At 41.2% G+C, this 26,670-nt stretch carries 28 protein-coding genes; 1 reads left to right on the forward strand and 27 read right to left on the reverse strand.

Going from position 1 to position 26,670, the window contains the following annotated elements:
* Nucleotides 1–18: 18 nt before the first annotated feature.
* From NSQ64_RS13340 to rpsU, 25 genes are all read right to left on the reverse strand, one after another.
* On the reverse strand, nucleotides 19–1,140 hold the full coding sequence (locus NSQ64_RS13340) for a Nif3-like dinuclear metal center hexameric protein (RefSeq protein ID WP_017367619.1): 1,122 nt from the start codon (nucleotides 1,138–1,140) through the stop codon (nucleotides 19–21).
* Nucleotides 1,133–1,849 carry a tRNA (adenine(22)-N(1))-methyltransferase gene (locus tag NSQ64_RS13345; protein ID WP_341016896.1) on the reverse strand — a complete coding sequence of 239 codons (717 nt, stop codon included), beginning with the start codon at nucleotides 1,847–1,849 and terminating at the stop codon, nucleotides 1,133–1,135. Before NSQ64_RS13345 ends, NSQ64_RS13340 begins: the two co-directional genes overlap by 8 nt.
* A gap of 120 nt (nucleotides 1,850–1,969) precedes the next feature.
* The gene (gene cccA / locus NSQ64_RS13350) at nucleotides 1,970–2,329 is read right to left on the reverse strand and encodes a cytochrome c550 (protein ID WP_008342390.1); all 360 of its coding nucleotides are present in this window, start codon (nucleotides 2,327–2,329) and stop codon (nucleotides 1,970–1,972) included.
* Nucleotides 2,330–2,631: 302 nt separating this feature from the next.
* On the reverse strand, nucleotides 2,632–3,753 hold the full coding sequence (gene rpoD / locus NSQ64_RS13355) for an RNA polymerase sigma factor RpoD (protein ID WP_008342392.1): 1,122 nt from the start codon (nucleotides 3,751–3,753) through the stop codon (nucleotides 2,632–2,634).
* 203 nt (nucleotides 3,754–3,956) lie between these two features.
* Nucleotides 3,957–5,786: a DNA primase gene (gene dnaG / locus NSQ64_RS13360; protein ID WP_008342393.1), complete on the reverse strand. Its 1,830-nt coding sequence runs from the start codon at nucleotides 5,784–5,786 to the stop codon at nucleotides 3,957–3,959.
* A 33-nt stretch (nucleotides 5,787–5,819) separates the two neighbouring features.
* The gene (locus NSQ64_RS13365; RefSeq protein WP_008342395.1) at nucleotides 5,820–6,320 is read right to left on the reverse strand and encodes a YaiI/YqxD family protein; all 501 of its coding nucleotides are present in this window, start codon (nucleotides 6,318–6,320) and stop codon (nucleotides 5,820–5,822) included.
* A gap of 261 nt (nucleotides 6,321–6,581) precedes the next feature.
* The gene (locus tag NSQ64_RS13370) at nucleotides 6,582–7,403 is read right to left on the reverse strand and encodes a pyruvate, water dikinase regulatory protein (protein ID WP_008342399.1); all 822 of its coding nucleotides are present in this window, start codon (nucleotides 7,401–7,403) and stop codon (nucleotides 6,582–6,584) included.
* A gap of 25 nt (nucleotides 7,404–7,428) precedes the next feature.
* Complete coding sequence (locus NSQ64_RS13375) at nucleotides 7,429–8,067, reverse strand: helix-turn-helix transcriptional regulator (RefSeq protein WP_024423017.1); 639 nt, start codon at nucleotides 8,065–8,067, stop codon at nucleotides 7,429–7,431.
* A 166-nt stretch (nucleotides 8,068–8,233) separates the two neighbouring features.
* Nucleotides 8,234–10,279, reverse strand: a complete 2,046-nt coding sequence (gene glyS / locus NSQ64_RS13380; protein WP_341016899.1) for a glycine--tRNA ligase subunit beta — start codon at nucleotides 10,277–10,279, stop codon at nucleotides 8,234–8,236.
* Nucleotides 10,272–11,159, reverse strand: a complete 888-nt coding sequence (glyQ, locus tag NSQ64_RS13385; RefSeq protein WP_003217487.1) for a glycine--tRNA ligase subunit alpha — start codon at nucleotides 11,157–11,159, stop codon at nucleotides 10,272–10,274. Before glyQ ends, glyS begins: the two co-directional genes overlap by 8 nt.
* Nucleotides 11,160–11,488: 329 nt before the next feature.
* Entirely contained in the window at nucleotides 11,489–12,259 is a 771-nt protein-coding gene (gene recO, locus NSQ64_RS13390; RefSeq protein WP_341016902.1) for a DNA repair protein RecO, read from the reverse strand.
* 35 nt (nucleotides 12,260–12,294) lie between these two features.
* On the reverse strand, nucleotides 12,295–12,438 hold the full coding sequence (locus NSQ64_RS13395) for a YqzL family protein (protein WP_008342408.1): 144 nt from the start codon (nucleotides 12,436–12,438) through the stop codon (nucleotides 12,295–12,297).
* A 147-nt stretch (nucleotides 12,439–12,585) separates the two neighbouring features.
* Nucleotides 12,586–13,491 carry a GTPase Era gene (era, locus tag NSQ64_RS13400; RefSeq protein ID WP_007501305.1) on the reverse strand — a complete coding sequence of 302 codons (906 nt, stop codon included), beginning with the start codon at nucleotides 13,489–13,491 and terminating at the stop codon, nucleotides 12,586–12,588.
* Complete coding sequence (locus NSQ64_RS13405; RefSeq protein ID WP_008342410.1) at nucleotides 13,484–13,882, reverse strand: cytidine deaminase; 399 nt, start codon at nucleotides 13,880–13,882, stop codon at nucleotides 13,484–13,486. The genes era and NSQ64_RS13405 overlap by 8 nt, the downstream gene beginning before the upstream one ends.
* Nucleotides 13,883–13,994: 112 nt before the next feature.
* Nucleotides 13,995–14,381 (reverse strand): diacylglycerol kinase family protein, encoded by a 387-nt coding sequence (locus NSQ64_RS13410; RefSeq protein WP_024718818.1) that lies wholly within the window; start codon nucleotides 14,379–14,381, stop codon nucleotides 13,995–13,997.
* The gene (gene ybeY, locus NSQ64_RS13415; RefSeq protein ID WP_007501310.1) at nucleotides 14,359–14,838 is read right to left on the reverse strand and encodes an rRNA maturation RNase YbeY; all 480 of its coding nucleotides are present in this window, start codon (nucleotides 14,836–14,838) and stop codon (nucleotides 14,359–14,361) included. The genes NSQ64_RS13410 and ybeY overlap by 23 nt, the downstream gene beginning before the upstream one ends.
* Complete coding sequence (locus NSQ64_RS13420) at nucleotides 14,839–16,953, reverse strand: HD family phosphohydrolase (protein ID WP_411231252.1); 2,115 nt, start codon at nucleotides 16,951–16,953, stop codon at nucleotides 14,839–14,841. It lies immediately after the preceding gene.
* Between the two features lie 114 nt (nucleotides 16,954–17,067).
* Complete coding sequence (locus NSQ64_RS13425) at nucleotides 17,068–18,027, reverse strand: PhoH family protein (RefSeq protein WP_008342419.1); 960 nt, start codon at nucleotides 18,025–18,027, stop codon at nucleotides 17,068–17,070.
* A gap of 3 nt (nucleotides 18,028–18,030) precedes the next feature.
* A complete protein-coding gene (gene yqfD / locus NSQ64_RS13430; RefSeq protein WP_041506935.1) occupies nucleotides 18,031–19,221 on the reverse strand; it encodes a sporulation protein YqfD in 1,191 nt (396 codons plus the stop codon).
* Between the two features lie 18 nt (nucleotides 19,222–19,239).
* Complete coding sequence (gene yqfC, locus NSQ64_RS13435) at nucleotides 19,240–19,521, reverse strand: sporulation protein YqfC (RefSeq protein ID WP_012010618.1); 282 nt, start codon at nucleotides 19,519–19,521, stop codon at nucleotides 19,240–19,242.
* A gap of 206 nt (nucleotides 19,522–19,727) precedes the next feature.
* Nucleotides 19,728–20,225, reverse strand: a complete 498-nt coding sequence (locus NSQ64_RS13440; RefSeq protein ID WP_058336633.1) for a hypothetical protein — start codon at nucleotides 20,223–20,225, stop codon at nucleotides 19,728–19,730.
* 31 nt (nucleotides 20,226–20,256) lie between these two features.
* The gene (gene floA, locus NSQ64_RS13445) at nucleotides 20,257–21,249 is read right to left on the reverse strand and encodes a flotillin-like protein FloA (RefSeq protein ID WP_008356247.1); all 993 of its coding nucleotides are present in this window, start codon (nucleotides 21,247–21,249) and stop codon (nucleotides 20,257–20,259) included.
* Nucleotides 21,250–21,276: 27 nt separating this feature from the next.
* Nucleotides 21,277–22,590: an NfeD family protein gene (locus NSQ64_RS13450; protein WP_341016907.1), complete on the reverse strand. Its 1,314-nt coding sequence runs from the start codon at nucleotides 22,588–22,590 to the stop codon at nucleotides 21,277–21,279.
* 141 nt (nucleotides 22,591–22,731) lie between these two features.
* Complete coding sequence (locus tag NSQ64_RS13455) at nucleotides 22,732–23,181, reverse strand: GatB/YqeY domain-containing protein (RefSeq protein WP_007501319.1); 450 nt, start codon at nucleotides 23,179–23,181, stop codon at nucleotides 22,732–22,734.
* Nucleotides 23,182–23,195: 14 nt separating this feature from the next.
* Nucleotides 23,196–23,369, reverse strand: a complete 174-nt coding sequence (gene rpsU / locus NSQ64_RS13460; protein WP_003152957.1) for a 30S ribosomal protein S21 — start codon at nucleotides 23,367–23,369, stop codon at nucleotides 23,196–23,198.
* Nucleotides 23,370–23,553: 184 nt separating this feature from the next.
* Here rpsU and NSQ64_RS13465 point away from each other — a divergent pair, with 184 nt between their 5' ends.
* On the forward strand, nucleotides 23,554–24,483 hold the full coding sequence (locus NSQ64_RS13465) for a Na/Pi symporter (RefSeq protein WP_326241880.1): 930 nt from the start codon (nucleotides 23,554–23,556) through the stop codon (nucleotides 24,481–24,483).
* 40 nt (nucleotides 24,484–24,523) lie between these two features.
* Here NSQ64_RS13465 and mtaB read toward each other — a convergent pair whose 3' ends face one another.
* Together mtaB and NSQ64_RS13475 are read right to left on the reverse strand one after the other, a co-directional pair.
* The gene (gene mtaB / locus NSQ64_RS13470; protein WP_017367626.1) at nucleotides 24,524–25,882 is read right to left on the reverse strand and encodes a tRNA (N(6)-L-threonylcarbamoyladenosine(37)-C(2))-methylthiotransferase MtaB; all 1,359 of its coding nucleotides are present in this window, start codon (nucleotides 25,880–25,882) and stop codon (nucleotides 24,524–24,526) included.
* The gene (locus tag NSQ64_RS13475) at nucleotides 25,882–26,652 is read right to left on the reverse strand and encodes a 16S rRNA (uracil(1498)-N(3))-methyltransferase (RefSeq protein WP_035390848.1); all 771 of its coding nucleotides are present in this window, start codon (nucleotides 26,650–26,652) and stop codon (nucleotides 25,882–25,884) included. The genes mtaB and NSQ64_RS13475 overlap by 1 nt, the downstream gene beginning before the upstream one ends.
* Nucleotides 26,653–26,670 lie beyond the last annotated feature (18 nt).

Consider the following 26,670-nt stretch of genomic DNA (forward strand, 5'->3'; position numbering starts at 1 on the left):
ATGCTCTGACGTTTTTGCTTACACAAATTGAAACGGGTTTGTGTTTGATTCTGATACAAAGAATTGCACATCATATTTTTTATCTGTACATAGCGATTCTAGCTTTGTCTTCACGCCCTCTTTCATGATCTTTTCTGCGTAATGACCTGGGTCCACTACATTCAGTCCGAGCATCATGGCATCGTGAGCGACATGGAAATAAAGGTCACCAGTCACGTACACATCTGCACCCATTCTTTTCGCTTGATGGATATATTTATTTCCGTCTCCTCCAAGCACAGCTACTTTTTTCACGACCGCTTCCTGATCTCCTACAAAACGCGCTCCATTCACATCTAACTTCGTTTTCACAAATTGAGTGAAGTCTTTAAGTGTCATAGGTTCTTTTAATTCACCAATACGACCAAGGCCTTTTTGAATAGGAGGAAGATCTGTCGTGTGTACACTGTAAGCCACTTCTTCATAAGGGTGTGCTTTGATCATTTCACGAATCACTTGTTTTTCAATACTTGCTGGGAAAATGGTTTCGATTCGTACTTCTTTCACAAATTCCAATTTACCCGTCTCACCAATAAATGGCACAGCTTCTTCTGATGGCAGAAAACTGCCTGTCCCTTCATTTGAAAAAGCGCAATGACTGTAGTTGCCAATATGGCCAGCTCCCGCATTTCCTAAAGCCGTCCTGATGGCCTCTTCAAATTCCACTGGAACATACAAGGCTAGCTGCTTAATTGGATCTTCGTATGTTGGAACTAGCACTTTTGTTTCCCCGAGCTCTAAAGCGTCTGCAAGCAAGTCATTGACTCCTCCATCAGCCACATCCAGGTTTGTATGTGCTACATACACCGCAATATCATGTTTGATGCATTTCTCAATGATCCGTCCTGCCGGCTGATCTGTCGCCACATGTTTTAATGGACGGAAAATTGGCGGATGGTGGGCAATAATGAGATCCACCTTCCGCTCAATTGCCTCATCTACCACATTTTCTAATACATCTAAGGTGATCATGACATTGGTCACTTTTTTATTCAGCGTTCCAATCTGGAGCCCGATTTTATCACCTTCCACCGCATATGCCTTTGGTGAAAATTGCTCAAATAATTGGATGATTTCATGCCCGTTCACTGTTTTAGCCAACAGTCAAAACCTCCTTTAGAATTTTTATTTTCGCATTCAGCTCTTTCAGACGTTCTTTGTTCTCTTCCGTCGGCGCTGCTTGTTGAATCTGGCCTTCTATATGCTCCATGTGCTGAAGCTCATTCATCCATTTGCGCCGGAAGACATCATTTTGCTCTTTGGCAAGAAACGGACCAACGAGCATGCCTGTTTCAATCGACATGCCTTCATAGGCTTTATCTTTGTCGCCAGTTTCGGCAATGATGATTTCGTATATTTTTCCATCTTCTTCTAAAATCACTTCATCCAACAGTTCATACCCCTCTTGATAGAGCCATAAACGAATATGGTGGGCATGAATATTAGGCTGAAGAATAAGCCGCTCCTGCCCTGTGAGCTTGTGTTTACCTTCATTTAGAATGCTTGCAATGAGTGCTCCGCCCATTCCTGCAATTGTGACAGCATTCACCTCGCCTTTTTCAATCACTTCAAGGCCATTGCCTTTTCTGACTGAAATCTGCTCATCTAATTCAAGCCTATGTACTTGCTGCTTCGCAGATTGAAGCGGTCCATCAGTAATTTCACCAGCAATGGCTTTCAATGCTTTATGATATAATATCGCATAACATGGCAAATAGGCATGATCTGAGCCGATATCAGCAAAGACCGCCTCTTTTGGTAAAAAGTCTGCGACTCTTTTTAATCGTTTTGACAAATTCATTTCATTCATCCATATCACTACTTTTCTTTAATGTTCATACTTGTCTATCTTATATAAATTATGGACTTTTTAAAAGTCGTTTTCAAATGAAAAAAGCTCTTCTGATGAAAAAGAGCTTTTTGCGCTTTATTATTTAATTTTGGATACCCATTCTGACATTTCATCGAGCTTTTCATTCGGAATTAGCCCGCCCGGCATCCCATTTCCGCCTTCTTGAATTTTCTTCTTGATGTCTGCTACTTCAAGCTTGTCGCCAACACCTTTTAATGCAGGACCAGCGCCACCTTCGTAGTTTTCCCCATGACAGCTAATACAGTTCTGCTTATACAATTCTTCCGGCGTCGCATTTGCGGTCTCTTCTTGCTTTTGCTCTTTGCCCCCAGAGGCAATTTTGTCTTCATCTTTCAGCCCCTTCATTGATAAGAAAAAAGTGAGTCCAATACCTAAAATGGCAATCAATAAGAATGGTATAAGTGGATTCCGTTTCATTTCTTTCATCCTCCCCTTTGTGAAAAACCCCTTTGAGACTATGCAAACAATTCTAATTCTACTTTAATTTTACAAAAAGTAAACGAATTATGATACAAAACTTTGGTCAAGTTCACAGATTAGACAAAAATGATTCAAAATGAGAAAAGAAGCCTTCAGCACATTTAGATGTATTTTTTATACATCTTTTCTCTAAGAACGTTGCAAATTCATTTGTTATTCAGTAAAATATAATCAGATCAAAAAAGCGTTTTCATTTTTGATGAAGAAAGAACGGATCTCTCTCAAGATCCGTCCGGTTTCTATTCTAAGAAGTCTTTTAATCGTTTACTTCTGCTCGGGTGTCTTAATTTACGAAGAGCTTTCGCTTCAATTTGGCGAATACGCTCTCTTGTTACGCCAAACACCTTTCCTACCTCTTCTAATGTGCGTGTTCTTCCGTCATCTAGTCCGAAACGCAGTCTTAGCACATTTTCTTCACGGTCCGTTAGCGTATCTAATACATCTTCAAGCTGCTCTTTTAGGAGCTCATAGGCAGCATGGTCTGATGGAGAAGTCGCCTCTTGGTCTTCGATAAAATCACCAAGATGCGAGTCATCTTCCTCACCAATAGGTGTTTCTAAAGATACTGGCTCTTGCGCAATTTTAAGAATTTCTCTTACTTTCTCTGGTGTTAAATCCATGTCTTCCGCAATTTCTTCTGGCGTTGGTTCTCTACCTAGATCTTGTAGAAGCTGTCTTTGAACACGGATTAATTTATTAATGGTTTCCACCATATGAACCGGGATCCGGATTGTTCTCGCCTGATCGGCAATCGCACGTGTGATCGCCTGTCTAATCCACCAAGTCGCATATGTTGAGAATTTGTATCCTTTGCGGTAATCAAACTTCTCAACCGCCTTCATGAGCCCCATGTTTCCTTCTTGAATCAAGTCAAGGAACAGCATACCACGACCAACATAACGTTTCGCAATGCTGACAACGAGACGAAGGTTCGCTTCCGCTAATCTTCTTTTTGATTCCTCATCGCCTTCTTCAATCTTTTGAGCATACGTAATCTCTTCTTTAGCAGATAGCAAATTGACGCGCCCGATCTCTTTTAAGTACATACGAACAGGATCATTAATTTTGACACCTGGTGGTACGCTTAAATCATTCAGGTCAAATTCCTCTTCTGCCTTAGCCAGCTGCTGAACATTTGGGTCTTCAGTCTCTTCATTTTCACTGATGAGTTCTACACCCTGTTCGCCTAAGTATTCATAGTATTCATCCATCTGGTCTGATTCAATTTCAAAGCTAGACATACGCTCTGCAATTTCTTCGTATGTTAAAACGCCCCGTTTTTTACCCGTTTCAGTGAGCTTATCTCTCACCTGTTCAAAGGTTAATTCAGTTTCAGTTTCGTGGGCTTGTTTATCAGCCATTATGGATCCCTCCTTCCAAAGCTTGCAACGAATTCTAAAGTAACTTGCGATTTGCTTCTGCTCTGCCTTTCTCTCTCTATCAAACAGAATGAGCAAATAGGAATAAAATAAATAATGATGAAGGCAAGATGCTTGCGGTCTTATGCTCCTCCCATTAAAGGATTCATTGCCAGCCGTAAGTCTTGTCATAAATAGTAGACGTATTACTTCAGCGAACGGTTCAACTGAATAATTTCTTTTGCAAGTGTTGCCGCTTTGAAGAAATCTTTTTGCCTCTCCGCCTCTGCACGTTCTAGTTCTTTTTCCTTTATCATTGACAAATTCCGATGATTCAACACTTTTTTTACATAATCACTTAATTCAGCTTCACTTAGTTCGTCTCCAACTTGAATCATGAATATATCCGTCAGGAGCTGATTAATCACATCATCTTCTATACGGTTCATCAGATGCTGCGGGGTCGGCTCCTTGCCTTCTTCATACAATGCATAAATGTATGTTGCCAGCGCTCTGTGCGAATCTATATTAAATTCAAACCCTATCCTATCAAGCACTTTTCGGATCACGTCATCATTTTTCAACATATGTGCAAGGAGCATTCGCTCTGCGTTTTCATATGCCGGCCTTAGACGTTTTCGTCTTACCTGTGTTGACAGATGTGCACGCCGCTTTTCAAGTCCATTTTCTTCTTGCGAGCTCTTTGCCTCTTGTCGCTGTTGCTTTTCAAAAAGCTCCAATTGCTCCTTTAATGAGTCAAGTGAAATGGAGAACTCCCCAGCCAGCTGCTTCATGTAAATCTCTTGTTCCAAGGAACCGTTTAATCGGCTAATTTCTCGGAGAACCTGCTTCATGTAAGTCAGGCGGTCTCCTTCGTCAGACAAATTCTTTCCTCTTCGGAAAAAGTTCATCTTAAATGTCATTAATGTCACACTTGCATCTATGATGTCATTCCTAAATTTCTCGCCGCCATATTTACGAATGTAATCATCTGGATCAAGTCCATCTGGTATCATGGCAACGCGAACTTTACATCCTCTTTTTCCAAGCAAATCTGATGCTTTCATGGTCGCTTCATACCCGGCCGTGTCAGAGTCATAACATAAAATGATCTCTTCAACGTTCCGCCTAAGAAGCTTTACGTGCTCTTCTGTTAAAGACGTACCCATTGTTGCAACACTTTCGCCAACACCACTTGTGACAGCCGAGATGACGTCAGCAAATCCTTCGAAAAGGACTGCACGTTCGCGTTTTCTAATATGCATACGCGCGTCATGAAAGTGATAAAGCAGCTTACTTTTATGAAAAAGTGGCGTTTCAGGACTATTCATATACTTTGGCTGCTGATCACCAAGTGATCTTCCAGAAAAAGCGACGACCGTCCCGTGATGATCATGAATTGGAAACATGACACGATCTCTAAAGCGGTCAAAAAAACCTGTGCCGTTTTCTCGTTGAATCAAAAGACCAGCCTTCTCCATCATCGCAGGATCAAACCCTCGTTTTTCTAAAAACTTGGTCACGAAATCCCACGAGTCGAGAGCATACCCGATCTCAAACTTGGCAATTGTTTCATCCGTAAAGCCCCTAGACCTTAAATAATCGAGTGCGTTTTGACCTTCCTTTGTATTTACCAGCAAATGGTGGTAAAATTTCTTAAGAAGCTCATGCGCCTCAATCATTTTATGATCTGCTGTATCCTCTTGCTGTGAGGAACTGATCTGCGCATTCGCTACATGATCCGGCAAATCAATATGGTACTTATCAGCAACATGTGAAACGGCTTCAATAAATGAGTAGCCTTCCATTTGTCTGAGGAACGAAAATACATTGCCTCCTGCACCACAGCCAAAACAATGGAAGATTTGCTTATCTGCTGAAACAGAGAATGAAGGAGTATTTTCACCATGGAATGGACAAAGACCGAAGTAATTCCGACCTTGTTTTCTAAGCTGTACGTATTCTCCAATCACTTCGACAATGTCTGCGTTTTTTTGGATTTGCTCCAAAAGTTCATCTGGTATACGTTTGCTCATCCTAATAACACTCCGTCGTACATTATTCGCCTTTTAATTCAAAAATCCTTCATGATTCGACAGGATTTTTTGTAGTTGGGCAATAAATCGCTTTTTATCCTCTTCTAAAAGCTTTTTGGGACCTTTTCCGTATACACCTTTTCTTCGCTGTTTACTGGAAACATGCCTGCGTTCCAAATCAAAATCAATTGTTTCGTTTGTGTACATTCGTCCTCTTTCAGACAGAACAATGACTTGTCTTGGAAGCAGTAAGGAGGCCAGACCAATATCCTGGGTGACAACAATATCGTGCTTGACAGCTAAGTTCGCAATGACTAAATCTGCTGCTTCCTTATGTGTATCAACAAACCGCCAATCTTCAAGTGGTGACCGTTTGGTTTGAAAATGCTCATATGAAGCAATGAAAGTCACAGGTACTTGAAATTGAGATGCGACAGAAAGGATTTCGTCTTTTACAGGACAAGCATCTGCATCGACATAAATCGTCCTTTCTTTTTTACGTTCATTCAGGTGACTAATTCTCCATCCCTCCACCTTATTCCTGCTTTAGAGAAGCAAAAAGACCATACTTTTCCCCCATAAAGCAATCAACAGTAAAACTCATTTTGTCGAAAAGTTATGTTCAGAATCACTTGACTTCTGCCAATATTAGTTTATTCGTTCTTGACTTAACTTAAACCTAAAATCAATCATTTTATCACAATTTTTTATTATAATACAAATGCAGCAAATATGCCATTGTTTTTGTTTACCCGTTTCCCACCATAGGAAAAACCCAGGAGGAGCATCCTGAGTTTATTCGGAACCTCTTTTGGTCAGCATTTGATGAATGACATTTGCTGTCTCCTCAACTGCTTTATTCGATACATCAACAACTTGACAGTTAATGCGGTCAACCACTTTTTCAAAATATTCTAGTTCCTCTTTAATCCGCTCGATATTCGCATAAATGGCACGGTCATTTAAACCGAGTGATTTTAAACGTTCTTTACGGATATGATTTAGTTTATCTGGACTAATTTTCAGGCCGATGCATTTTTTTGGATCAACTGAGAATAACTCCTCTGGCGGATCAACTTCAGGAACAATCGGAACGTTTGCTACCTTCAAGCGTTTATGTGCTAAGTATTGAGAAAGTGGTGTCTTAGACGTACGCGATACACCAATCAGCACAATATCAGCCTTTAGAATACCTCTTGGGTCCCGGCCATCATCATATTTCACAGCGAACTCAATGGCTTCTACCTTTTTAAAATAGTCCTCATCTAATTGACGTACACGACCTGGCTCATGTTTCGCTTCATTTCCATATGCCGTCTCCATTTTATCAATAAGTGGACCGATAATGTCATAGTACACGACGCCATTCGCTTCTGCTTCTTCTATTAAGAATTGGCGCATTTCTGGCACAACAAGAGTAAAGCAAACGATCCCATTATCTGCTTTCGCCAATGAAATCACTTCTTTAATCGTACCGACATCCTCTACATATGGGATTCTTCTAATATTTGAATGGTCGGATGAGCCGCCATCAAATTGGCTAAGTGCCGCTTTGACCACGAGCTCTGCCGTTTCTCCTACTGAATCTGATACAACAAAAATTACGCGATTACTCATAACATCCCCTCGCAGTCTTCTGTAATTAGATAATTTCGTTCTCTGATAAGCTAACAAGTATTTTCGTCATGTTTGTTTTCGTAATTCTGCCGACCACTTCAAAGCCTTTATCCGTATCTTTTATAACAGGAAGTGCATCTATTTGCTTTTCAATCAAGTGCTTGGCCACATCCATAATAAAATCTTCTTTGCGGCAAACGGTAATGTTCGGCATTCTTGTCATAATAATATGGACAGGTATAGATGGAAGCTCTTGTTTCCCAATACTTGCTCGAAGGAGGTCTTTTCTTGATAACACGCCTGTTAAAATAGAGTGATCGTCCACAACGAATAATGTGCCCACATCCTCTAAAAACATCGTACAAATCGCATCATAAACCGAAACATTCTCGTGTATCACGACCGGAATGGACTGAAAATCTTTCACTTGAAGTTTTTTCAGCTTATCTGCCAGAAGCTGCGTGCCTGTTTTGCCTGTAAAAAAGTAGCCGACCCTTGGTCTTGCTTCTAAAAAGCCAGACATCGTTAAAATGGCTAAATCCGGTCTGAGGGTAGCCCTTGTTAAGTTCAGCCGATCGGCGATATGCTCTCCAGTGATCGGACCATTCTCTTTGACAATCTGTAAAATCTGCTCTTGCCGTTTATTTAACTCGATTGTACTCACCACCTTTAAATAGAGAGAGCGAATCCTTACTTTATGTATATCAATTTCATAACTCATCATATTATAGCGCATCTTCGTCCGAATGAAACAAAAATCCACTCAAAAACCGTGAATTAAATGAGTAAAAAACGATTGCCCTTCGAAAAAGGCAACCGTTCTTAGGTATTTATTTTACAATTAAATTGTTCATATTCGCAAATGATTGAATGACTTTTGCAAGTTTGACCATTTGTGCCAAACGATTTTGTTTCAGTTTTTCATCATCGGCATGAACCATGGTATGGTCGAAATAATGAACAATTGGTGCTTTTAATGTATCTAGCGCTTCAAGTGCTGATTGGTACTGACCTTTTGCCATATACTCTTTGACGGCTTTTTCCGCTTGCTGATACGCTTCAAATAGCTTTTGTTCGTGTTCATTTTCAAACAGTTCAGGCTGAATCTGTGCGTCTTCCCCTTTTTTACTGATTGAAATGACGCGGCCTAGTGCCTCAGCCGTTTCTTTGAAACTCTCCTGTTTCACGCTCTCTTCAAGAACAGCCGCTTTTTTCACAACCGCATATGGTTCAATATTTTCAACATCAAGGACTGCTTCCACCACGTCATGACGGATATGTTCTGCTTGGAGGACATATTTCAAACGGTGTGTTAAAAATTCAATGAGAGCAGCTTCATGTTTTTCATCTACTTGAGCTAGTGCTAAAAGCTCTTTAAATGAAAGATTCCATTGGCGGTCGAGCAGGATTTGAACGATACCGCTCGCTTGTCTTCTTAATCCATAAGGATCTTGAGAGCCCGTTGGAATGACATCAATTGAGAAGAATGAACAAATAGAATCTAACTTATCCGCCACTGCAACAATCGCCCCAATAAGTGTTGACGGCGCATCGTCACCGGCAAAACGCGGCATATAGTGCTCGTTGATACTCTTTGCCACTTCTTCATGTTCGCCAAGTGCTCTAGCATATTTTTCACCCATGATTCCTTGCAGTTCTGGGAATTCATAGACCATCTGAGTCACAAGGTCAAATTTAGAAATACTGGCTGCTCTTGCAGCGCGTTTAGACGTTTCTTCATCTGCACCCACATGACTAGCAAGGCGGACGGCAATGTCTGTTACTCTTTTCAGCTTGTCGCCAATCGTGCCAAGTTTCTCATGGAATACGACTTTATCAAGCTTTTGAATGTTGTCTTCAATGACGAGTTTTTCGTCTTCTTTATAGAAAAATGCCGCATCTGATAAACGTGCACGAAGGACCTTTTCGTTCCCTCTTGCCACATTTTCAAGTGCCTCACTGTTCCCGTTTCTGACCGTAATAAAGTGCGGCAGTAATTCCCCTTGTTCATTTTTCACTGGGAAATAACGCTGATGCTCTTTCATTGTCGTGACAAGCACTTCTTCTGGCAGCGCAAGAAATTCTTCTTCAAAAGAACCAAATAGAACGGTTGGATATTCAACGAGATCGTTCACTTCTTCTAGAAGCTCAGGATCAACTGGAATGACCCAGCCTTTTTCGGAAGAAAGGGCATGTAATTGCTCAGTAATTAATTGTTTTCTTTTATCTGAATCTACAATGACAAATTGATCTCTTAATGTTTGCTCATAAGAAGCTGGTGTGTTAATGCTGGCTGTCGTCCCTAGGAAACGATGTCCTCTAGTCTCCCGTCCGCTTTTCACTCCTGCAATTTCGACAGGAATGATCTCTTGACCAAATAAACAAACAATCCATTTAATTGGACGGATATAGCGTAAATCCTCGCTTCCCCATCTCATGTTCTTTGGAAAACTCAATGAAGCGGCAATGTCCCCCAATGCTGGAAGAAGGTCTTTGACTTGTTTTCCTTCTTGAAACTTTTGGACATGGACATAATCCACACCTTTGATGTCTTTGAAATACAGATCATCAGTTGAAGCGCCTTGTCCGCGGGCAAAACCTTCGGCAGCTTTTGTCCAATTGCCTTCAGCATCTTGAGCAATCTTTTTAGCCGGTCCTTTTGCTTCTTCTTTGATGTCCTCTTGTTTTTCTGCAACACCTTTGACGAGTACAGCTAGACGTCTTGGTGAATTAAATAAAGCAACGTCTTCGAATGAAATATTTTGCGCTACGAACCAAGCTTTTACTTTGTCACCTAGCTGCTTTGTGCTTTCTGGCATGAAACGAGCCGGCATCTCTTCTAAGCCGATTTCAAGTAATACATCTTGTTTATTCATGAGAGGCCGCCTCCTCTTTTAGCATAGGGAATCCTAGTTTTTCTCGTTCTTCGTAATATGTTTTGGCTACTTTTCTCGCTAACTGACGTACTCTTCCGATATAACCTGTTCGCTCAGTCACAGAAATCGCGCCTTTGGCATCAAGCAGGTTAAATGTGTGAGAACATTTGAGTACATAATCATATGCCGGGTGAACAAGCCCTTTGTCCATTTGGCTATGTGCTTCTTTTTCATATGTTGTAAATAAATCGAACAGCATATCCGTATTAGATGTTTCAAACGTATACACAGAATGCTCGTATTCAGCCATTAAGAATAAATCTCTTACAGTAAAGCCATCTGTCCATTCAAGGTCAAATACATTTTCTTTGTCCTGGATGTAAGAAGCAAGACGCTCAATTCCGTATGTGATTTCAACAGAAACTGGCTTACATTCTAAACCGCCGACTTGCTGGAAATACGTAAATTGCGTAATTTCCATTCCATCAAGCCAAACTTCCCAGCCAAGTCCTGCGCAGCCAAGAGATGGGTTTTCCCAGTTGTCTTCAACAAAACGAATATCATGTTTCAGCGGGTCAATGCCAAGCGCCTTCAATGATTCTAGATACAGTTCTTGAATATTGTCAGGTGATGGCTTAATGATCACTTGAAATTGATGATGTTGATACAATCTGTTTGGGTTTTCTCCATATCTGCCGTCAGCCGGGCGTCTTGAAGGTTCTACATAGGCTACCTTCCATGGCTCTGGCCCAATGCTTCTGAGGAACGTGTATGGACTCATCGTTCCAGCACCTTTTTCTGTGTCATATGCCTGCATTAATACGCAGCCTTCATTTGACCAATGCTTTTGCAGTGTCAAAATCATGTCTTGAATATTCAATGATCGCACCTCCATCTTTTTTACACCATCCGCTATGTATGGCGGTGGGGCCTAGAACCTTTTTGCAAAACACAAAAACTCCCGTCTCTATGCTCACAAGGTTCCTTGCAAACATAGGGACGAGAGTTTTTCCCGCGGTTCCACCCTATTTGCTGGTGTCGTAGCACCCAGCCGCTTTGTTTTACGTTGCTCAAGAATGCCTTTCGTTACGTGTCCATCCTTAGCTCACACCGCCCTAAGGTCGCTTTTATGGCTGATACGTAAGTACTTCTTTCTGTCAATGCAACATATTTGATCTTAGATGATCTTACAAAAAGTCACGAGAGATGTCAACTTTTGTTTTCACCGTCCATTAGCTTTTTCATGGGTTCCATTTGATTCATGAATTTTTTTGATTTTAAATAAAGACCTGAATACTCTTCATAATAATGATCGAGCACTTGACGAATTTCTTGTTTCGTTTGTGGTTTCACGTCAACCTGACCAAGCCTTGATAAATCAAAATAATGAAACAAACGGAGCAGTCTTGCTGCTGCTGGGGATAAGGGCAGTTTATATGGATCTTTAGAAAAGCATTGCTTACAGATGAATCCGTTATCTCTAATTGAGAAGTGGAACTGCCCTTCTTTTTGACCGCAGTGTACACATTGGTCCAGTTCAGGCTTCAACCCCATCACTGACAGCATTTTAACCTCTACGATAAATAAAATAATATCAGCATCTGTGCCTTCATTGAGATGGCGTAAAGATTGAAGAAGAAGTTCAAACAAGTAAGGGTTTGGCTTCTTTTCTTCTGTTCCTTTATCAAGTAATTCTGTCATATATGCGGCATATGCGGTCAGAAATAAATCTTCCCGAATGGTTCGCATGCTTTCCATCATTTCACCTTGCTGGAGCGTTCCAAGTCCTGTTGATGATTGGATCAGGAAGGTTCCGTATAAAAACGGCTGGCTTATGGCTGACAGGCGGCTGTTCGATTTCTTAGCGCCCCTTGCCATCACACCAATTTTCCCATGTTCTCTAGTGAGCAGCGTGACAATTTTGTTTGTTTCGCCATAATCTGTTGTTCTAAGGACGATTCCTTCACTTTTAATGAGCATTTGTCTACACTCCGAGCGTTGGAGGGGGTCAAGAATTATAAGATTGGAAAATCAAGTCGTGCTATTTCTTCTTCAAGTACATCGGGTCTTTCCAGGTTCTCCTTTTCTAACTCTTTGAAAAGCAGATACGTGTCAACGCTTCCTGTTTGTGAAAATACGTTCCATGTAAAATTCAACATAAAAACCCCACCTTTCTTTATTAGAAGCAGCAACGCTACATCCAACATATTAACTTTATCTTGACCAGGCTACCTCCATTTCATGATAAACAATTTTTACTAATCGAACCGCACCATTGTCAGATCTACTAACAACTGTATCGGTTTTTAATATTCGTCTTCTCTAAATCCGAAATCACGAAGATGTGTGGATTTATTACGCCAGTCCTTCTGCACTTTTACCCAAAGCTCTAAATACACCTTTGAGCCTAAAAGTGCTTCAATGTCTCTGCGCGCTTTTTGTCCCACTTCTTTTAATAAGCTGCCGCGCTTACCAATCACAATCCCTTTTTGTGAATCACGTTCTACGACGATGGTCGCTGCAACATGAATCTTGCCGTTTTCATCTGGCTTGATCGATTCAATCGCAACCGCAATACTGTGAGGGATCTCTTCTCTCGTTAAATGCAGCACTTTTTCACGAATTAATTCAGAAATAATAAATCGCTCTGGGTGATCTGTTACTTGATCTGCCGGATAAAATTGAGGGCCTTCTGGAAGATAACCTTCAATTTGCTGAAGAAGCGTATCAATGTTGTTGCCTTCAAGTGCTGAAATTGGCACAATTTCCTTAAATGGGTAACGTGTGCGGTATTCATCAATTAAAAGGAACAATTCATCCGGATGAATTTGGTCAATTTTATTGACGACAAGGAACACCGGTGTCGATGTTTGCTTTAGTCGTTCAATGATGAATTCATCACCTTTTCCATAGCCTTCCTGTGCGTTGATCATAAACAAGATCAGGTCGACTTCCTTGAGTGTATTTTGAGCCACCCTCATCATAAAATCGCCAAGTTTGTGCTTCGGTTTATGAATTCCTGGTGTATCGATAAAAATCGTTTGTGACGTGTTCGTTGTCAGAACACCTTGCACTTTGTTTCGAGTCGTTTGGGGCTTATCACTCATAATCGCAATCTTTTGTCCAATCACACGATTAAGAAAGGTCGATTTCCCTACATTTGGTCTTCCAATAATTGATACAAATCCTGATTTGAAGCTTTCGTTAGTCATTTAAATCCTCCGGTGAAAATGCGCCTGGCAATAGTTCGTTTACTGTCGTTTCGTATATATGTCCTTTTAAGTTCGTTAGAATCACTGGCATATCAGGTGCACATAGCTCTGAAATGACCTGTCTGCATGCGCCGCATGGTGAAACAGGTCGATCTGTATCAGCCACTACTGCAAGCATTTGAAAAGATGTGATGCCCTCTGAGTAAGCTTTAAAAAGTGCTGTTCTTTCCGCACAATTACACATACCATATGCTGCATTTTCAATATTGCAGCCGCCATACACTTTTCCGTCATGCGATAATAATGCTGCACCGACTTTGAATTTAGAATAGGGTACATATGCAAAATCTCTTGCTTTGACTGCTTCTGAAATCAACTCTTGTTTGTTCATTCTAGTTCCCACTTTCAGAAGAAATGGTACCACTGTCACATTTATATTTTACATAATTCACGTGACATTTTCACGCCCATTTCTAAAAATGTTAATAAATAGTAATATTGTTCTATTGCATGATCTTCGGTAAGAAGATCATCAACCCAATCATAACCGAAATGGCGGCGTAAACGCAAACAGCGCCTGCTGCCGCGTCCTTCGCTCTCTCAGCAAGAGGATGCTTCTCTTCTGTGAAAAGATCTACTGTATGTTCAATCGCTGTATTCACAAGTTCTAACGCAAACATCCCGCCGCATAAAAGCAGAATGATCATCCATTCAACCGGATGAATGTGAAACCAAAAGCCGCAAATCACCACGATGATGGCTGCGACTGTGTGAAACCGAAAATTCCGTTCATTCAAGAAAGTTCGCCATATTCCTCTAAATGCATAATAAAAACTCCGAAAAAAACGGACAAGCGGCGTTCGCTTCTTACGATGATCTCGAAAGGCCATAATCATCCAAGATTTTTGTCTGTTTGGCGAACATTTCTTTTTCATCTTCTTCTGTCATATGATCATAACCAAGCAAATGAAGAAAACCATGAATCGTTAAAAATCCTAGCTCTCTCATAAAGGAATGTCCATATTCCTCTGCTTGCTCTTTCGTACGATCAACACTAATGATAATGTCACCAAGTACAGGCGGAATGTCATCAGCTCCAATGATTTCAATTTCCCCTTCGCCTTCTTCCTCAAGGGCAAATGAAATTACATCTGTTGGTGCATCTTTTCCTCGGTATTCTTTATTAATTTGATGAATTTCTTCATTTGAAACGATCGATACTGATACTTCTGCTTGATCTTTTACTTCAAGAGCATCCGCAGCAAATTGAAGAAGTTTTTCCACTTCTTCAAGCTGCTCTTTCGATACTTGTCCTGTTTCATCTATTAAATCGATTAACAATGTCATTTACTTCACCTTCTGCTTCGGGGCATCTGGATATTCAATCCGAGAATGGAAAATCCCCTTTAATGTTGTACAAATTGTTTGGCTAATAATATTTAATTCTTTAAATGTCAGATCACATTCACTAAATTGTCCATCCTGCATCTTATCTGAAATAATGCCTTTGACAAGCTTTTCAATCCGCTCAGGGTTTGGATTATGCATCGAACGAACCGCCGCTTCCACGCTGTCAGCTACAGAAATAATGGCCGCTTCTTTCGATTGCGGTTTTGGACCAGGATAACGAAATTCTTCTTCTGTCACCTGATCATCCCGTTCTTTTGCCTTATAGTAAAAGAACTTCAGCAGGGACTTTCCGTGATGCTGTTCTGCAATGTCCACAAGTTCCTCTGGAAACTTCTTTTCTCTCAGCATTTCAGCACCATCTGTCGTATGGGCAATAATAATATTCTTGCTCAGCTGAGGAGAAAGCTTGTCGTGCGGATTATCAATGTTCATTTGGTTTTCAATAAAGTATTGTGGCCTTTTCGTTTTCCCAATGTCATGATAATAAGCCCCAACCCTTGCTAACAATCCATTTGCACCGACTGCTTCACATGCAGCATCCGCTAAATTCGCCACCATGACACTATGATGATATGTACCTGGCGTCTCTGTTAAGATCTTTTTCAGCAGCGGATGATTCGGGTTCGATAATTCAATAAGCTTCATGGTCGAAAGAATGCCAAACATGCTCTCAAAGACTGGCATTAACCCAATAACCAGAATAGCCGATGCAAACCCTGACACAATCGCCATGATGAGGTTCACACCTATTTCAAGCCCTGATGGAGAAGAATTTTGAATCAGCGTAATGGACAGCACGACAAGTACATTCACCAAAGCTACCCAAAGCCCCGCCTGCAAAATTTTCGATCTTGCATTGTGTTTTCTCAAAAATAAAATTCCTGCCATCCCGCTTATTAGATAATAAGCACAGATGACATAGTTAAAGACACCTGTTACTCCTTGATTAAACATCATACTGCCGCAAAGGGCAAATACAAGGCCGGAGAAGATTGCCAGCCGCTCATTGATCAGCAGCTTAATCAGCATCGTACCAAGTGCAACAGGCACGACATAGCCTATGGTCGTATACTTCGTTTCCTGGAAGAGACTGAATACTTCCATGATGATTAAAATAATGGTGAAAATGAGCGAGTACAGCAGTAACGATTTATTCTTATGGACGAGCGACTTTTTCCTCGATTCCAGTGAGTGGACAATCGCCGCTAAGAAGAGACCGATTAAGATGATAAGACCGCTTACAGGCTTAAACAAATTGGAACTGTTTAAAAGACCCGTCAGTTCTAATTTACGATACACTTCACGGTCAATGAGCTCGCCTTCTTCTACTAAAATTTGCCCTTGCTTGATTTGAACCGGCTGGATATTATCAGCTGCTTCTTGTCTTTTCTTCTCTGTTGCGACCGGGTCAAATACATAGTTTGGAATAATCGCAAATTCACCAATTTCTTTCGCTGCATTTAAATATTTTGACGGAATCGAATTGTTTTCAAGCTCTGCTTTCACTTGTTTCTTTTCATCTTGCAGCTTAGAAGCTGTGATTTCTTTACCCATGAGAGAATTGACCACTGTGATGATGGAATCCTTTGTAAAAGAAAGGTTTTCGTCACTTGCTTGGAGCAGTGCTTTAATCGATTGATCCGAAACAGCTTCCTGCATATCAGTTGTGAGTTTCTCTTTTACACGCTTCACCATCTCTTGATCTGTTGGCGGGTTCTCTTTGTCATCAGCTGCTGCTTTCTTCTCTTCTTTAATGGCTTCAAAGAGGGATGAAATGAGGTCAACACGATTATCAGAATACGCTTTTTTGAGTGTATATTGGTCTTCCACTTGATCCGTTGCTTCTTGTTTCTTTTCTTCTGTTGCTTCTTGGTCATCAACGGTAGACGGAGAATAGATGGTCTGTTCGCTCACTGAAAACAAATCTAGGTCGAGCGATTCAGGCTTTACATGGAAGAAGAGCACCACAAACATGATGGCCGCTAAACCAGCGTATAGCAGTACGTTTAAATAGCGTGAGCGCTCCATTTTTTGAGGTTCTTTTTTAGACAGCAGTCTTTTTCGCTTACTGCCTTTCTGATTCTTTCTCAAGGAAAGTACCTCCTTTTTTACTTTAAACCACGATCGAAACAAAATGACCCGATTAAGGCGATCGGGTCACTCAGTTCATTTTTGCTTTTCGTATGCTCCAATGATCTTCGCCACAAGCGGGTGTCTGACCACATCTGTCTGATCTAATTCAATGAATGAGATACCCTTGATCTCAGCAAGCATGTCCTTTGCAGCCGCAAGACCTGACTGCATACCTTTAGGCAGGTCAATTTGTGTAATATCTCCTGTAATGACCATTTTAGAACCAAAGCCTAGTCTCGTCAAAAACATTTTCATTTGAGCTGGCGTTGTATTCTGCGCTTCATCTAAAATCACAAATGCATCATCAAGCGTCCGCCCTCTCATATAGGCAAGAGGGGCAATTTCAATCACTCCGCGCTCAATTAAACGTTCCGTATGATCACTGCCAAGCACATCGTGCAGAGCATCATATAGCGGTCTTAAATAAGGATCGACTTTTTCTTTTAAATCTCCTGGCAAAAAGCCAAGACTTTCCCCTGCTTCAACAGCTGGCCTTGTCAGGATAATCCGTTTGACATGTCCATTTTTGAGGGCATGTACGGCGTTGACCACTGCCAAATACGTTTTACCTGTACCAGCAGGTCCAATCCCAAAGACCAGATCATCTTTTTTCATTGCCGCAGCATATTCACGCTGGCCGATCGTTTTGACTCTGATCGACTTTCCTTTGGCATTTTTCGTAATTTCATCTTCATACATATTTTCAAAATAATTGAGCTTGTCTTTTTGCGCCATTTTAATGGCATAGACGACATCCCGTTCAGAAATCTCAATTCCTTTACGAATGAGATGTAAGAGAGATGTAATCAAACGGCTCACAGTATCTCTTGATGCTTCCTGACCAGAAACATACACTTTCTCTCCACGTGTGATAATGGAGACATTCAGCTCGTTTTCCATCAGTTTCAGATAAGCATCTTGATTGCCAAATAAAGCAATGGCTTCGTTTGGGCTATCCAATTTTTGTTGAATCTCAAGTAAATGTTCTGTCATTCTCTAGTCTCCCTGAACAATAGGTGTTGGTTGAACAATATCTTCTATTACTTGGTAAAGGATGATTAACTTAACTTTACCATTCCCTGTTGTCTCGTGCAAAACTTTTTCACTTTTCACCTCACCTGTTTGACCTAGCTTTTCTTCTAATTCTTTTTTACCCATTTTAATCCCTGCTTGAACCGCTTCTTTATTTGTGTATTCTCGATTTATTTTTTCACTTTCTCGTGTGATTTCCTTTTCATAGGAGAACGGTAGCTGCATATTCAAAAAATGAAGCGGGTGAACTTCTTTTTCTGTTTTCGGCTGCTGAAAATCATCTTTTTTAAAGGAAAATCCCCAAAATGGGATGGAGCCTCCAAACAAGGATAGCTTGTGCTTTGTCTTCATTTTACCCGTAAAGACATCAAAAGATGTTCGGAGAGGGACAGAAACTTCAGATCGGTACCATGTTTCACCATAAATTTTCGCTTTGGCTCCGACCGTTTTTTTCTGATCTTCACTCCCAATTAAACCTGAGACGAGCATCTGCCCTTTTTTCACATGTTCATCGACCTGGGCAAGCGGTTCCCCCTTTTCTACATACATTCTCGTGATGACCGCCTTTTTCTTGGCAACGATGTGCTGAGGACTCGTATATTTCTCCTTTTCAGGTTCATTTTTTTCGACCACTTTCATTTGAAACGTCGTTCCGTTCAGTTCAACTCCGACCCATGTAATGCTCTGAATATTGGTCGTCAATGACTTTTGTATTTTTTCAGGTGTCCCCATAAGAAACTGAAAACGCCCTTTTTGTACCCCTATTTCGTCCAAATGCTTTCTCATTTGGTGTTCTGTTTCTGGATTCGCACCTTTAATCTCAATTTTCCACACCATATTTGAAAGAGCCAATATCGTCACTAGGAAAAAAGCCATCCCGAGGGTGAATCCAATATTTCTTCTCGACCATAGAAGAAGAAACGGGAACCCTTTCTTTTGATGAAATGAACATTTCACCTCATGATGTCTGCGCACTTTTCTAAAGGCATGTACATCTGAGAGGCGAATAAATAAGCGCACGCTGTCTTGACGGCGGCTCACTTGAAAAATTGTGATCCCCTGTCTCGTGCACTCATTGATTAGCCGCTCAATACCGCTTCCTCTTATCTCCACTTCCACTCTGCCAATAAAATAGGCAAACCATTTGTTCTTCACGTTTCTCCCCTCCGTCAGTTAGGAATCAATATAACGGACCTCATCGATTTTCCCCTCTAATAAGATCTCTTCTGGCAAAATCGTTTTAATCACAAAGTCTTTTCCTGAAATAATGCACTGTCCTTGCTTGAGCATCAGCCTTACCTCTTGATCACTGAAAAGTAAAAGCCCTTTATGGTTCTCTATGTAAATATGGAGTCTGCCAACCATCGTAATACGGGGAAGATCCATCATCACGTCCGGAGGGATTTCAAGTGTTCTTGTCAGCCATGCTTTAAGTCGATTTTTTCTTTTTCCCATTCAATAAGAACCCCTTCCCACCTCATGTGTATGAGATCAAACTGAAAGATGGTGAGACTGATGAGAAAGCCTCTATATCATCCTATTCCTCAGCGGTTCATATCATGCTAATGAATCCCGTAAAACAGCCGTTTCATCATTTTGACTAAGAAAAGTCTCCATTACACAACAAAAAAGCCCCCTTAAGGATGAGGGGGCTTACTTCTTTATCTTTTATATGGTCGTTTCATCGTTCGATGCGGCTTTTTCGCACGAGGCTCTCCAAATACTTCACCAAGGATCATCCCTTGAACGACCGTATCTTGGTTGAGTTTCTCAATCATTTTCGGCTTCATTCCAGCAGATGCTGCTTTTGGCCTTGTAAGTTCTCTTTCAAGCGATTGAAACTCTTTATTCAGCTCGCTTTTTCTTTCTTCCATTTCGGCAAGTGTAGCGGTATAACGATCCTGTAAGGATTGTGAACCTTGTTTTTTCATCCCGCCATGATCATGTACATCGCCAAAATCGTCAAGCTGGTCCGTTACGACCGGATCTGGACTTGTTTGTTTTGTTTGCTTTTGCGGCACTGGTTTACGCTGAGGAGCCGGTTTGTTTTGCTGGTTCTTTTGTTCGTTCTCCTCTTGTTTACCGATTTTCCCAAAGATTGCAGAGATAATACCGATGATAATCGCTATTAGTAACGGATTTTCAAATAGAATGTCCAATGGGCTCCCTCCTTAAAGCGTGAGAGGATGCTTATTTGTTTTCATTATCAGATGGACCTTTTGTCATTTTGCCAAATGAATCTCTCATATCCGTATCAGCATCGATATTCTTAATGTTCATGTAGTCCATAACTCCAATATTACCTTCACGTAGTGCTTCGGCCATTGCAAGTGGTACTTCAGCCTCTGCTTCTACTACTTTCGCGCGCATTTCTTCAACTCTCGCACGCATTTCTTGTTCTTGTGCAACAGCCATTGCCCGGCGTTCTTCTGCTTTCGCCTGTGCAATGTTTTTGTCGGCTTCTGCTTGGTCTGTCTGCAGGATTGCCCCGATGTTCTTACCGATATCAACATCTGCGATATCAATCGAGAGAATTTCAAATGCTGTACCTGAATCTAATCCTTTACCAAGAACCGTTTGAGAAATCATATCAGGATTTTCAAGAACCTTTTTATGATTATCTGATGAACCGATTGTCGAAACAATCCCTTCACCTACACGAGCAATGATCGTTTCTTCCCCTGCACCACCGACAAGTCTGTCAATGTTTGCACGAACTGTAATACGTGCTTTTGCTTTTACTTCAATCCCGTCCATCGCAACACCTGAGATAAATGGTGTTTCAATGACTTTAGGGTTTACACTCATTTGGACAGCTTCAAGTACGTCACGGCCTGCTAGGTCGATTGCCGCACAGCGAGCAAAGTTCAATTCGATATTCGCACGCTGAGCTGCGATCAGTGCGTTGATCACGCGGTCTACGTTACCACCTGCAAGATAGTGGCTTTCTAATTGGTTAATCGTCGCATCAAGACCTGCTTTATGCGCTTTGATGAGCGGGTTGACCACTCGGTTTGGAATCACTCGGCGAAGCCTCATTCCTACAAGTGTAAAAATGCTCACTCTTACGCCAGCCGCTAGGGCAGAAATCCACAGCATCACCGGTACAAAGGTGAAGAAGATCGATAGAACGATCAAACCTGCTGCGATAATCACAAATAATAGTAAAGTAGATGGATCCATTTTATTCCTCCTATAAAATCAGTATATCTATACTTTCCTCACGACAATGCGTGAGCCTTCCGCTTTCACAATTTTTACTTGTTCATCCTTATCGATAAAAGCACCTTCTGACACAACATCAATGCGCTCGTCTCCGAATACAATCGTACCAGATGGACGAAGTGCTGTTGCTGTCACTGCGATTTGTCCTACAAGATCATCTCTTGTTTCATTTGAGACATAACCACTTTCTTTATTGGTTGAATCGGTTAAAATGAACTTTTTAAAAAATTTCATACGTTTCCCCAACACCTTTGTCAATAAAATAACTGCTATGATTGAAACAGCAGTGGCAATCAAGATGGAAATCGCCATTTCTGTAAAGCTTCCAGCTGCTAAAAATAAGCTGACAACGACACAGATTAGTCCAATGACACCCACGATTCCCCCCGGCAAAAATAATTCCAGAATGATCAACACAATCCCTGCCAAAAACAGGAACAATGTCTCATATCCTGCAAAACCTGCCACGAGATGACCATAAAAGAATAGAAGAAGCGCTGTGACTCCCATGGTGCCTGGAACCCCAAAGCCGGGAGAATATAATTCAACAATTAATCCTAAGCTCGCAATGGATAAAAGGATAGGAATGACGATCGGATGCGTGAGAAAACGCGCAACCTTTTCAGCAAAGCTCACTTCATCGTATTGAACAGAGGCATCTGCTAAGTTCAGCTTCTGAAGCAAGTCATCCATATTTTTCGCTTCTCCTTCTGCATAACCGAACTGAAGCGCCCGATCTGTGTTAAAGGTCAGCAGTTCTCCTTTTGGTGCACCAGCTTCTTTTGCGTCTATATCTACATCTGCCATCGCAAGAGCATATTTTGGATCACGCCCCTGCTTTTCAGCAGCGTCACTCATTTCAGCAAGCCATAGAGATTCAGATTTTTGATCGGCAGCGTTGCCTTCACCGTCAATGATCGCAGCAGCCCCCATCTTTCCGTTTGGGGTCATATAAATTTGATCGGCATTTAGGGCAATGAATGCCCCGGCTGAAAGCGCTCTATGATTCACAAACGCTGTCACTGGGATGTCGGATGCACGAATGGTATCGGCTATTTCAAGCGCCGCATCGACTGCACCACCTGGTGTATTGATGTCGAGAATGATGTGCTTCGCCCGTTCCGACTTTGCCTGCTCAAATGATCGTTCAATGAATTTAGAAAGTCCTTTTTCTACAGTATCTTCAATTGGGATAACATGAACTTTCTGATCTGCTGATTTCGCGGTCAATTGAACCCCTAATAACAAGCATATTATAAAACAACTGAAGAGAGCAATAGAAATTTTGATTTTTTTCATCTATTTGGTGATCCCCCCTCTCTTTCTTTCATTTTACCGTTCCTTTACATACGTTACAAATGTATCATAGGTTTCATTTTTATATGACAGGTTTATGGAGGCATAAAAAAAGTACCCTTCTAACATGAGAAGGATACTTTTTTATTGAGACAGTTGCTCGCTGACAAGTCTGTTAATCACAGCACCATCAGCTTTACCTTTTACTTTTGGCATAATAGCGCTCATCACTTTACCCATATCAGCTTTCGATGAAGCACCGGTTTCGGCGATTGTTTCTTTCACAACCGCCTGCAGTTCTTCTTCAGAAAGCTGTTCAGGTAAATAAACGTCTAAAATGTCAATCTCTTTTTGAACTTTATCTACTAAATCTAAGCGATTAGCTTTCGAAAATTCATGGAGGGAGTCTTTACGTTGCTTAATCTCGCGGGAAAGGACGGTTAGTTCCTCATCTCCGGTCAAACTGTCTTTCTTAAGCTTTATTGCTTCATTTTGCAGTGAAGCCTTTACCATACGAATGACAATAAGCTTGTCTTTCTCTCGGTTTTTCATAAAAAGCTTCATATCAGAATTTAATTGCTCAAGAAGACTCATAAAATCCACCCTCTTTAGAATTTACGTTTTCTAGCAGCTTCAGACTTTTTCTTACGCTTTACGCTAGGCTTTTCATAAAATTCACGCTTTCTTGCTTCTTGCAATGTTCCAGTTTTGGATACACTGCGTTTAAAGCGACGAAGAGCATCTTCAAGCGATTCGTTTTTTCTAACGACCGTTTTTGACATTCTCTTTCCCTCCCTCCGAATACACCAATCGACTGCATTAAAAAAAGATATACATATGCAAAACATGTACCTAGACATTATAATATAAGCCTAGGTTGAGGTCAACTAAGTGATTTGGAAATATATTTTCGTCATGAGCAGGTAGACAAGTCCATATATTCATTGGTAAGAGGAGGACTTTTCTATGATGGCGATCATTTATTTTTGTGCACTTATTTTCATTTTTTTATGGGCAATGGGTTTGCTTAGGAAAGGATTAATGGCACTCACGTCGTCTCGTATTGAGAAATCACTTCTTCTCTTTACAGATCATCCAGTCAAAGCATTCTTGGTCAGTATTGTGTTTACAGGGGTTCTTCAAAGCAGTTCGGCGTTTATGGTCATCGTTATCGGCTTTGTGAGTACAGGCATTCTCACGTTTAAAAAATCCATACCCATGATTCTTGGAACGAATATCGGCTCAACATTTACGACAGAATTTATTGCCATTAAGATGGACGTGTTTATGTGGGTTCTGATTGCAACTGGTCTTTTATGTATCATTTTGGGCAGGAAGTCTTTTCGATATGCAGGAAAAAGTTTATTTGGGCTTGGCATGATCTTTTTTTGTATTCAAGGTTTTTCAAAAATTGCAGGTATGATGACCAGTCAGCCAGAGACACTGCGTTTCCTTGAAATGATGCAGCATTCCGATTGGACAGCTCTTCTCTCTGGTACAGTGTTCACGGCCATTGTTCATTCAAGCTCTGTATGTATCGGTATTTTGATGGGATTTATGAATGAAGGGACTGTCGCTCTAAAAGAAGGCATCAGCTTTGTTTTAGGGTCCAATATCGGAACATGTATTACTGCCGTGATGGCTGCTATCTCTGGTGGTTATGCAGCCCGCCAAACCGCGTATGCACACGTCGTGTTTAATGTTCTAGGTGTACTTTTATGTCTTCCTTTTCTCGCCTTTATTACAGAGTTTGTTGCGCTTTTAGCAAGCTCTCCTGCCCAGCAGATTGCGCACTTTAGTCTGCTGTTTAATGTTGCAAGTTCTCTCCTCTTTTTCCCGTTCATCCGCCCTTTTCACGCCTTGATTTTGTTCCTTCTTCCAAATCAGTCAACATAAAAGAAACCGGCTTGCCTAATGGCTGCCGGTTTTTCATTCATTATGAGGTCATTCTCACTTGATCCGTCTGCACGTCATCACTTATACGGACGAATTGTCCTTCGTTATAAGGATAGCCTGCTTTCGTAATCTTCACTTTTACCAAACGGCCGATCATGTCCTCTGTTCCTTCAAATACGACCTTCATGTAGTTATCAGTATATCCTACATACAGATTGTGCGTTCCGTCTTGTTCTTTGAAGGATTCTTCTGGAATAATCTCTAAGACGTCGCCTTCATATGCCGATGCATATTCTTTCGCAAGCTGATCAGAAAGAGCAATGAGGCGGTGAACGCGTTCGTTTTTCACATTCTCATCTACTTGATCTTCCATTCTTGCAGCAGGCGTACCTGTCCGTTTGCTGTAAGGGAACACATGGAGCTCAGAGAATTGATGGTCTTTGACAAAATTGTATGTTTCCATAAATTCTTCTTCTGTTTCTCCTGGGAATCCAACGATCACATCTGAAGTGACAGCAAGACCTGGCAATGCTTTTTTGAGCTTCGTTAAACGCTCTGCAAAGAATTCCATTGTGTATTTACGGCGCATTCTTTTCAGTACAGTATTAGAGCCAGATTGAAGCGGAATATGTAAGTGTCTCACAATTTTATCTGACTGATCGAGCACTTCAATCACTTCGTCTGTAATTTGACTTGCTTCAATGGATGAAATGCGGATTCGTTTTAATCCCGCCACACGTTCATCTAATTCTTTCAGAAGCTTAGCAAAGTTATAATCCTTTAAATCTTCACCGTATCCACCTGTATGAATACCTGTTAATACAATTTCTTTGTAGCCAGCATCGACAAGCTGCTGCGCTTGATTGATGACTTCTTCTGGATCGCGAGAACGCAGTAATCCGCGAGCCCAAGGGATAATGCAGAATGTACAGAAATTGTTACAGCCTTCTTGGATTTTTAATGAAGCACGTGTTCTGTCAGTAAACGCAGGAACATCTAGTTCTTCAAAGACCCGTGCTTTCATGATATTGCCAACTCCGTTGATCGGCTGTCTTTCTCTTCTGTATTCTTCAATATAACCAAGCAGTTTATGTCTGTCTTGTGTGCCAACCACAATATCAACACCAGGAATCGCCATGATTTCTGCCGGAGACGTTTGTGCGTAACAGCCTGTTACACAAATGACACCATCCGGATTATGACGAATGGCTCTTCTAATGACTTGGCGGCTTTTTTTATCGCCTGTATTGGTGACGGTACATGTATTAATGACATATACGTCTGCTTTTGATTCATAATCTTTTCTTTCATAGCCAGCTTCTTTAAACAGCTGCCAGATGGCTTCTGTTTCGTAGTGATTGACCTTACAGCCAAGTGTATGGAACGCTACTGTTCCCATCATGATTCACCTCTTAATAACTCTGTTTGATAAGATATAGCAGAAAGCGCGTAAAGAGGAGCTGTTTCTGTTCTTAAAATGCGTGGTCCAAGCCCGCAAATGACTGCACCATGCGCTTCAAGTTCTTCAATCTCCTTTTCTGCTAAACCGCCTTCTGGACCAAAAACCACTAATAAGGTTTGTCCGCCCTTCATCTGTTGGAGCACCGTTTGAAACCGGCTTTGCTCGCCTTCTTTCGATGATTCTTCGTATGCAACGACACATTTATCGAATTCACCGGCCAGTTGAATCAGCTCTTTAAATGTTGATACTGGATGAACGCGCGGAATGATATTCCGGTAAGACTGCTCGGCAGCTTCTTTCGCAATTTTTTCCCAGCGATCTCGTTTTTTCAATGACTTTTTTTGGTCAAGTTTTGTAATCGAACGAGTCGCTTGAAACGGAATAAAAGCACTTGCGCCAAGCTCGGTGCCTTTTTGGATAATCCATTCAAGCTTATCCCCTTTTGGCAGACCGCTTGCAATCGTCACCTTGATCGGAAGTTCTCGATTCTGATTCGTCCAGCCTTCCAAGTGACAAATCACTTCTTCCTTTGTTATTGTATCAATTTTACTGAGCGCTTCAAAGCCGTCTGTCGTTAAGCAAAGGATGTCCTCCCCTGCTTTCATCCGCATGACGTTTGCAAGGTGATGAACATCTTCACCCTTTATGACGATGTTTCCCTTTTCCGTCACTTCTTCTTTTGTGAGGTCGATAAAATATCGTTGCATACGTGTCCTGACACCTAC

This window comes from Bacillus sp. FSL W8-0183, from assembly GCF_038006825.1.
In the GTDB taxonomy this organism is placed as follows: domain Bacteria; phylum Bacillota; class Bacilli; order Bacillales; family Bacillaceae; genus Bacillus; species Bacillus altitudinis.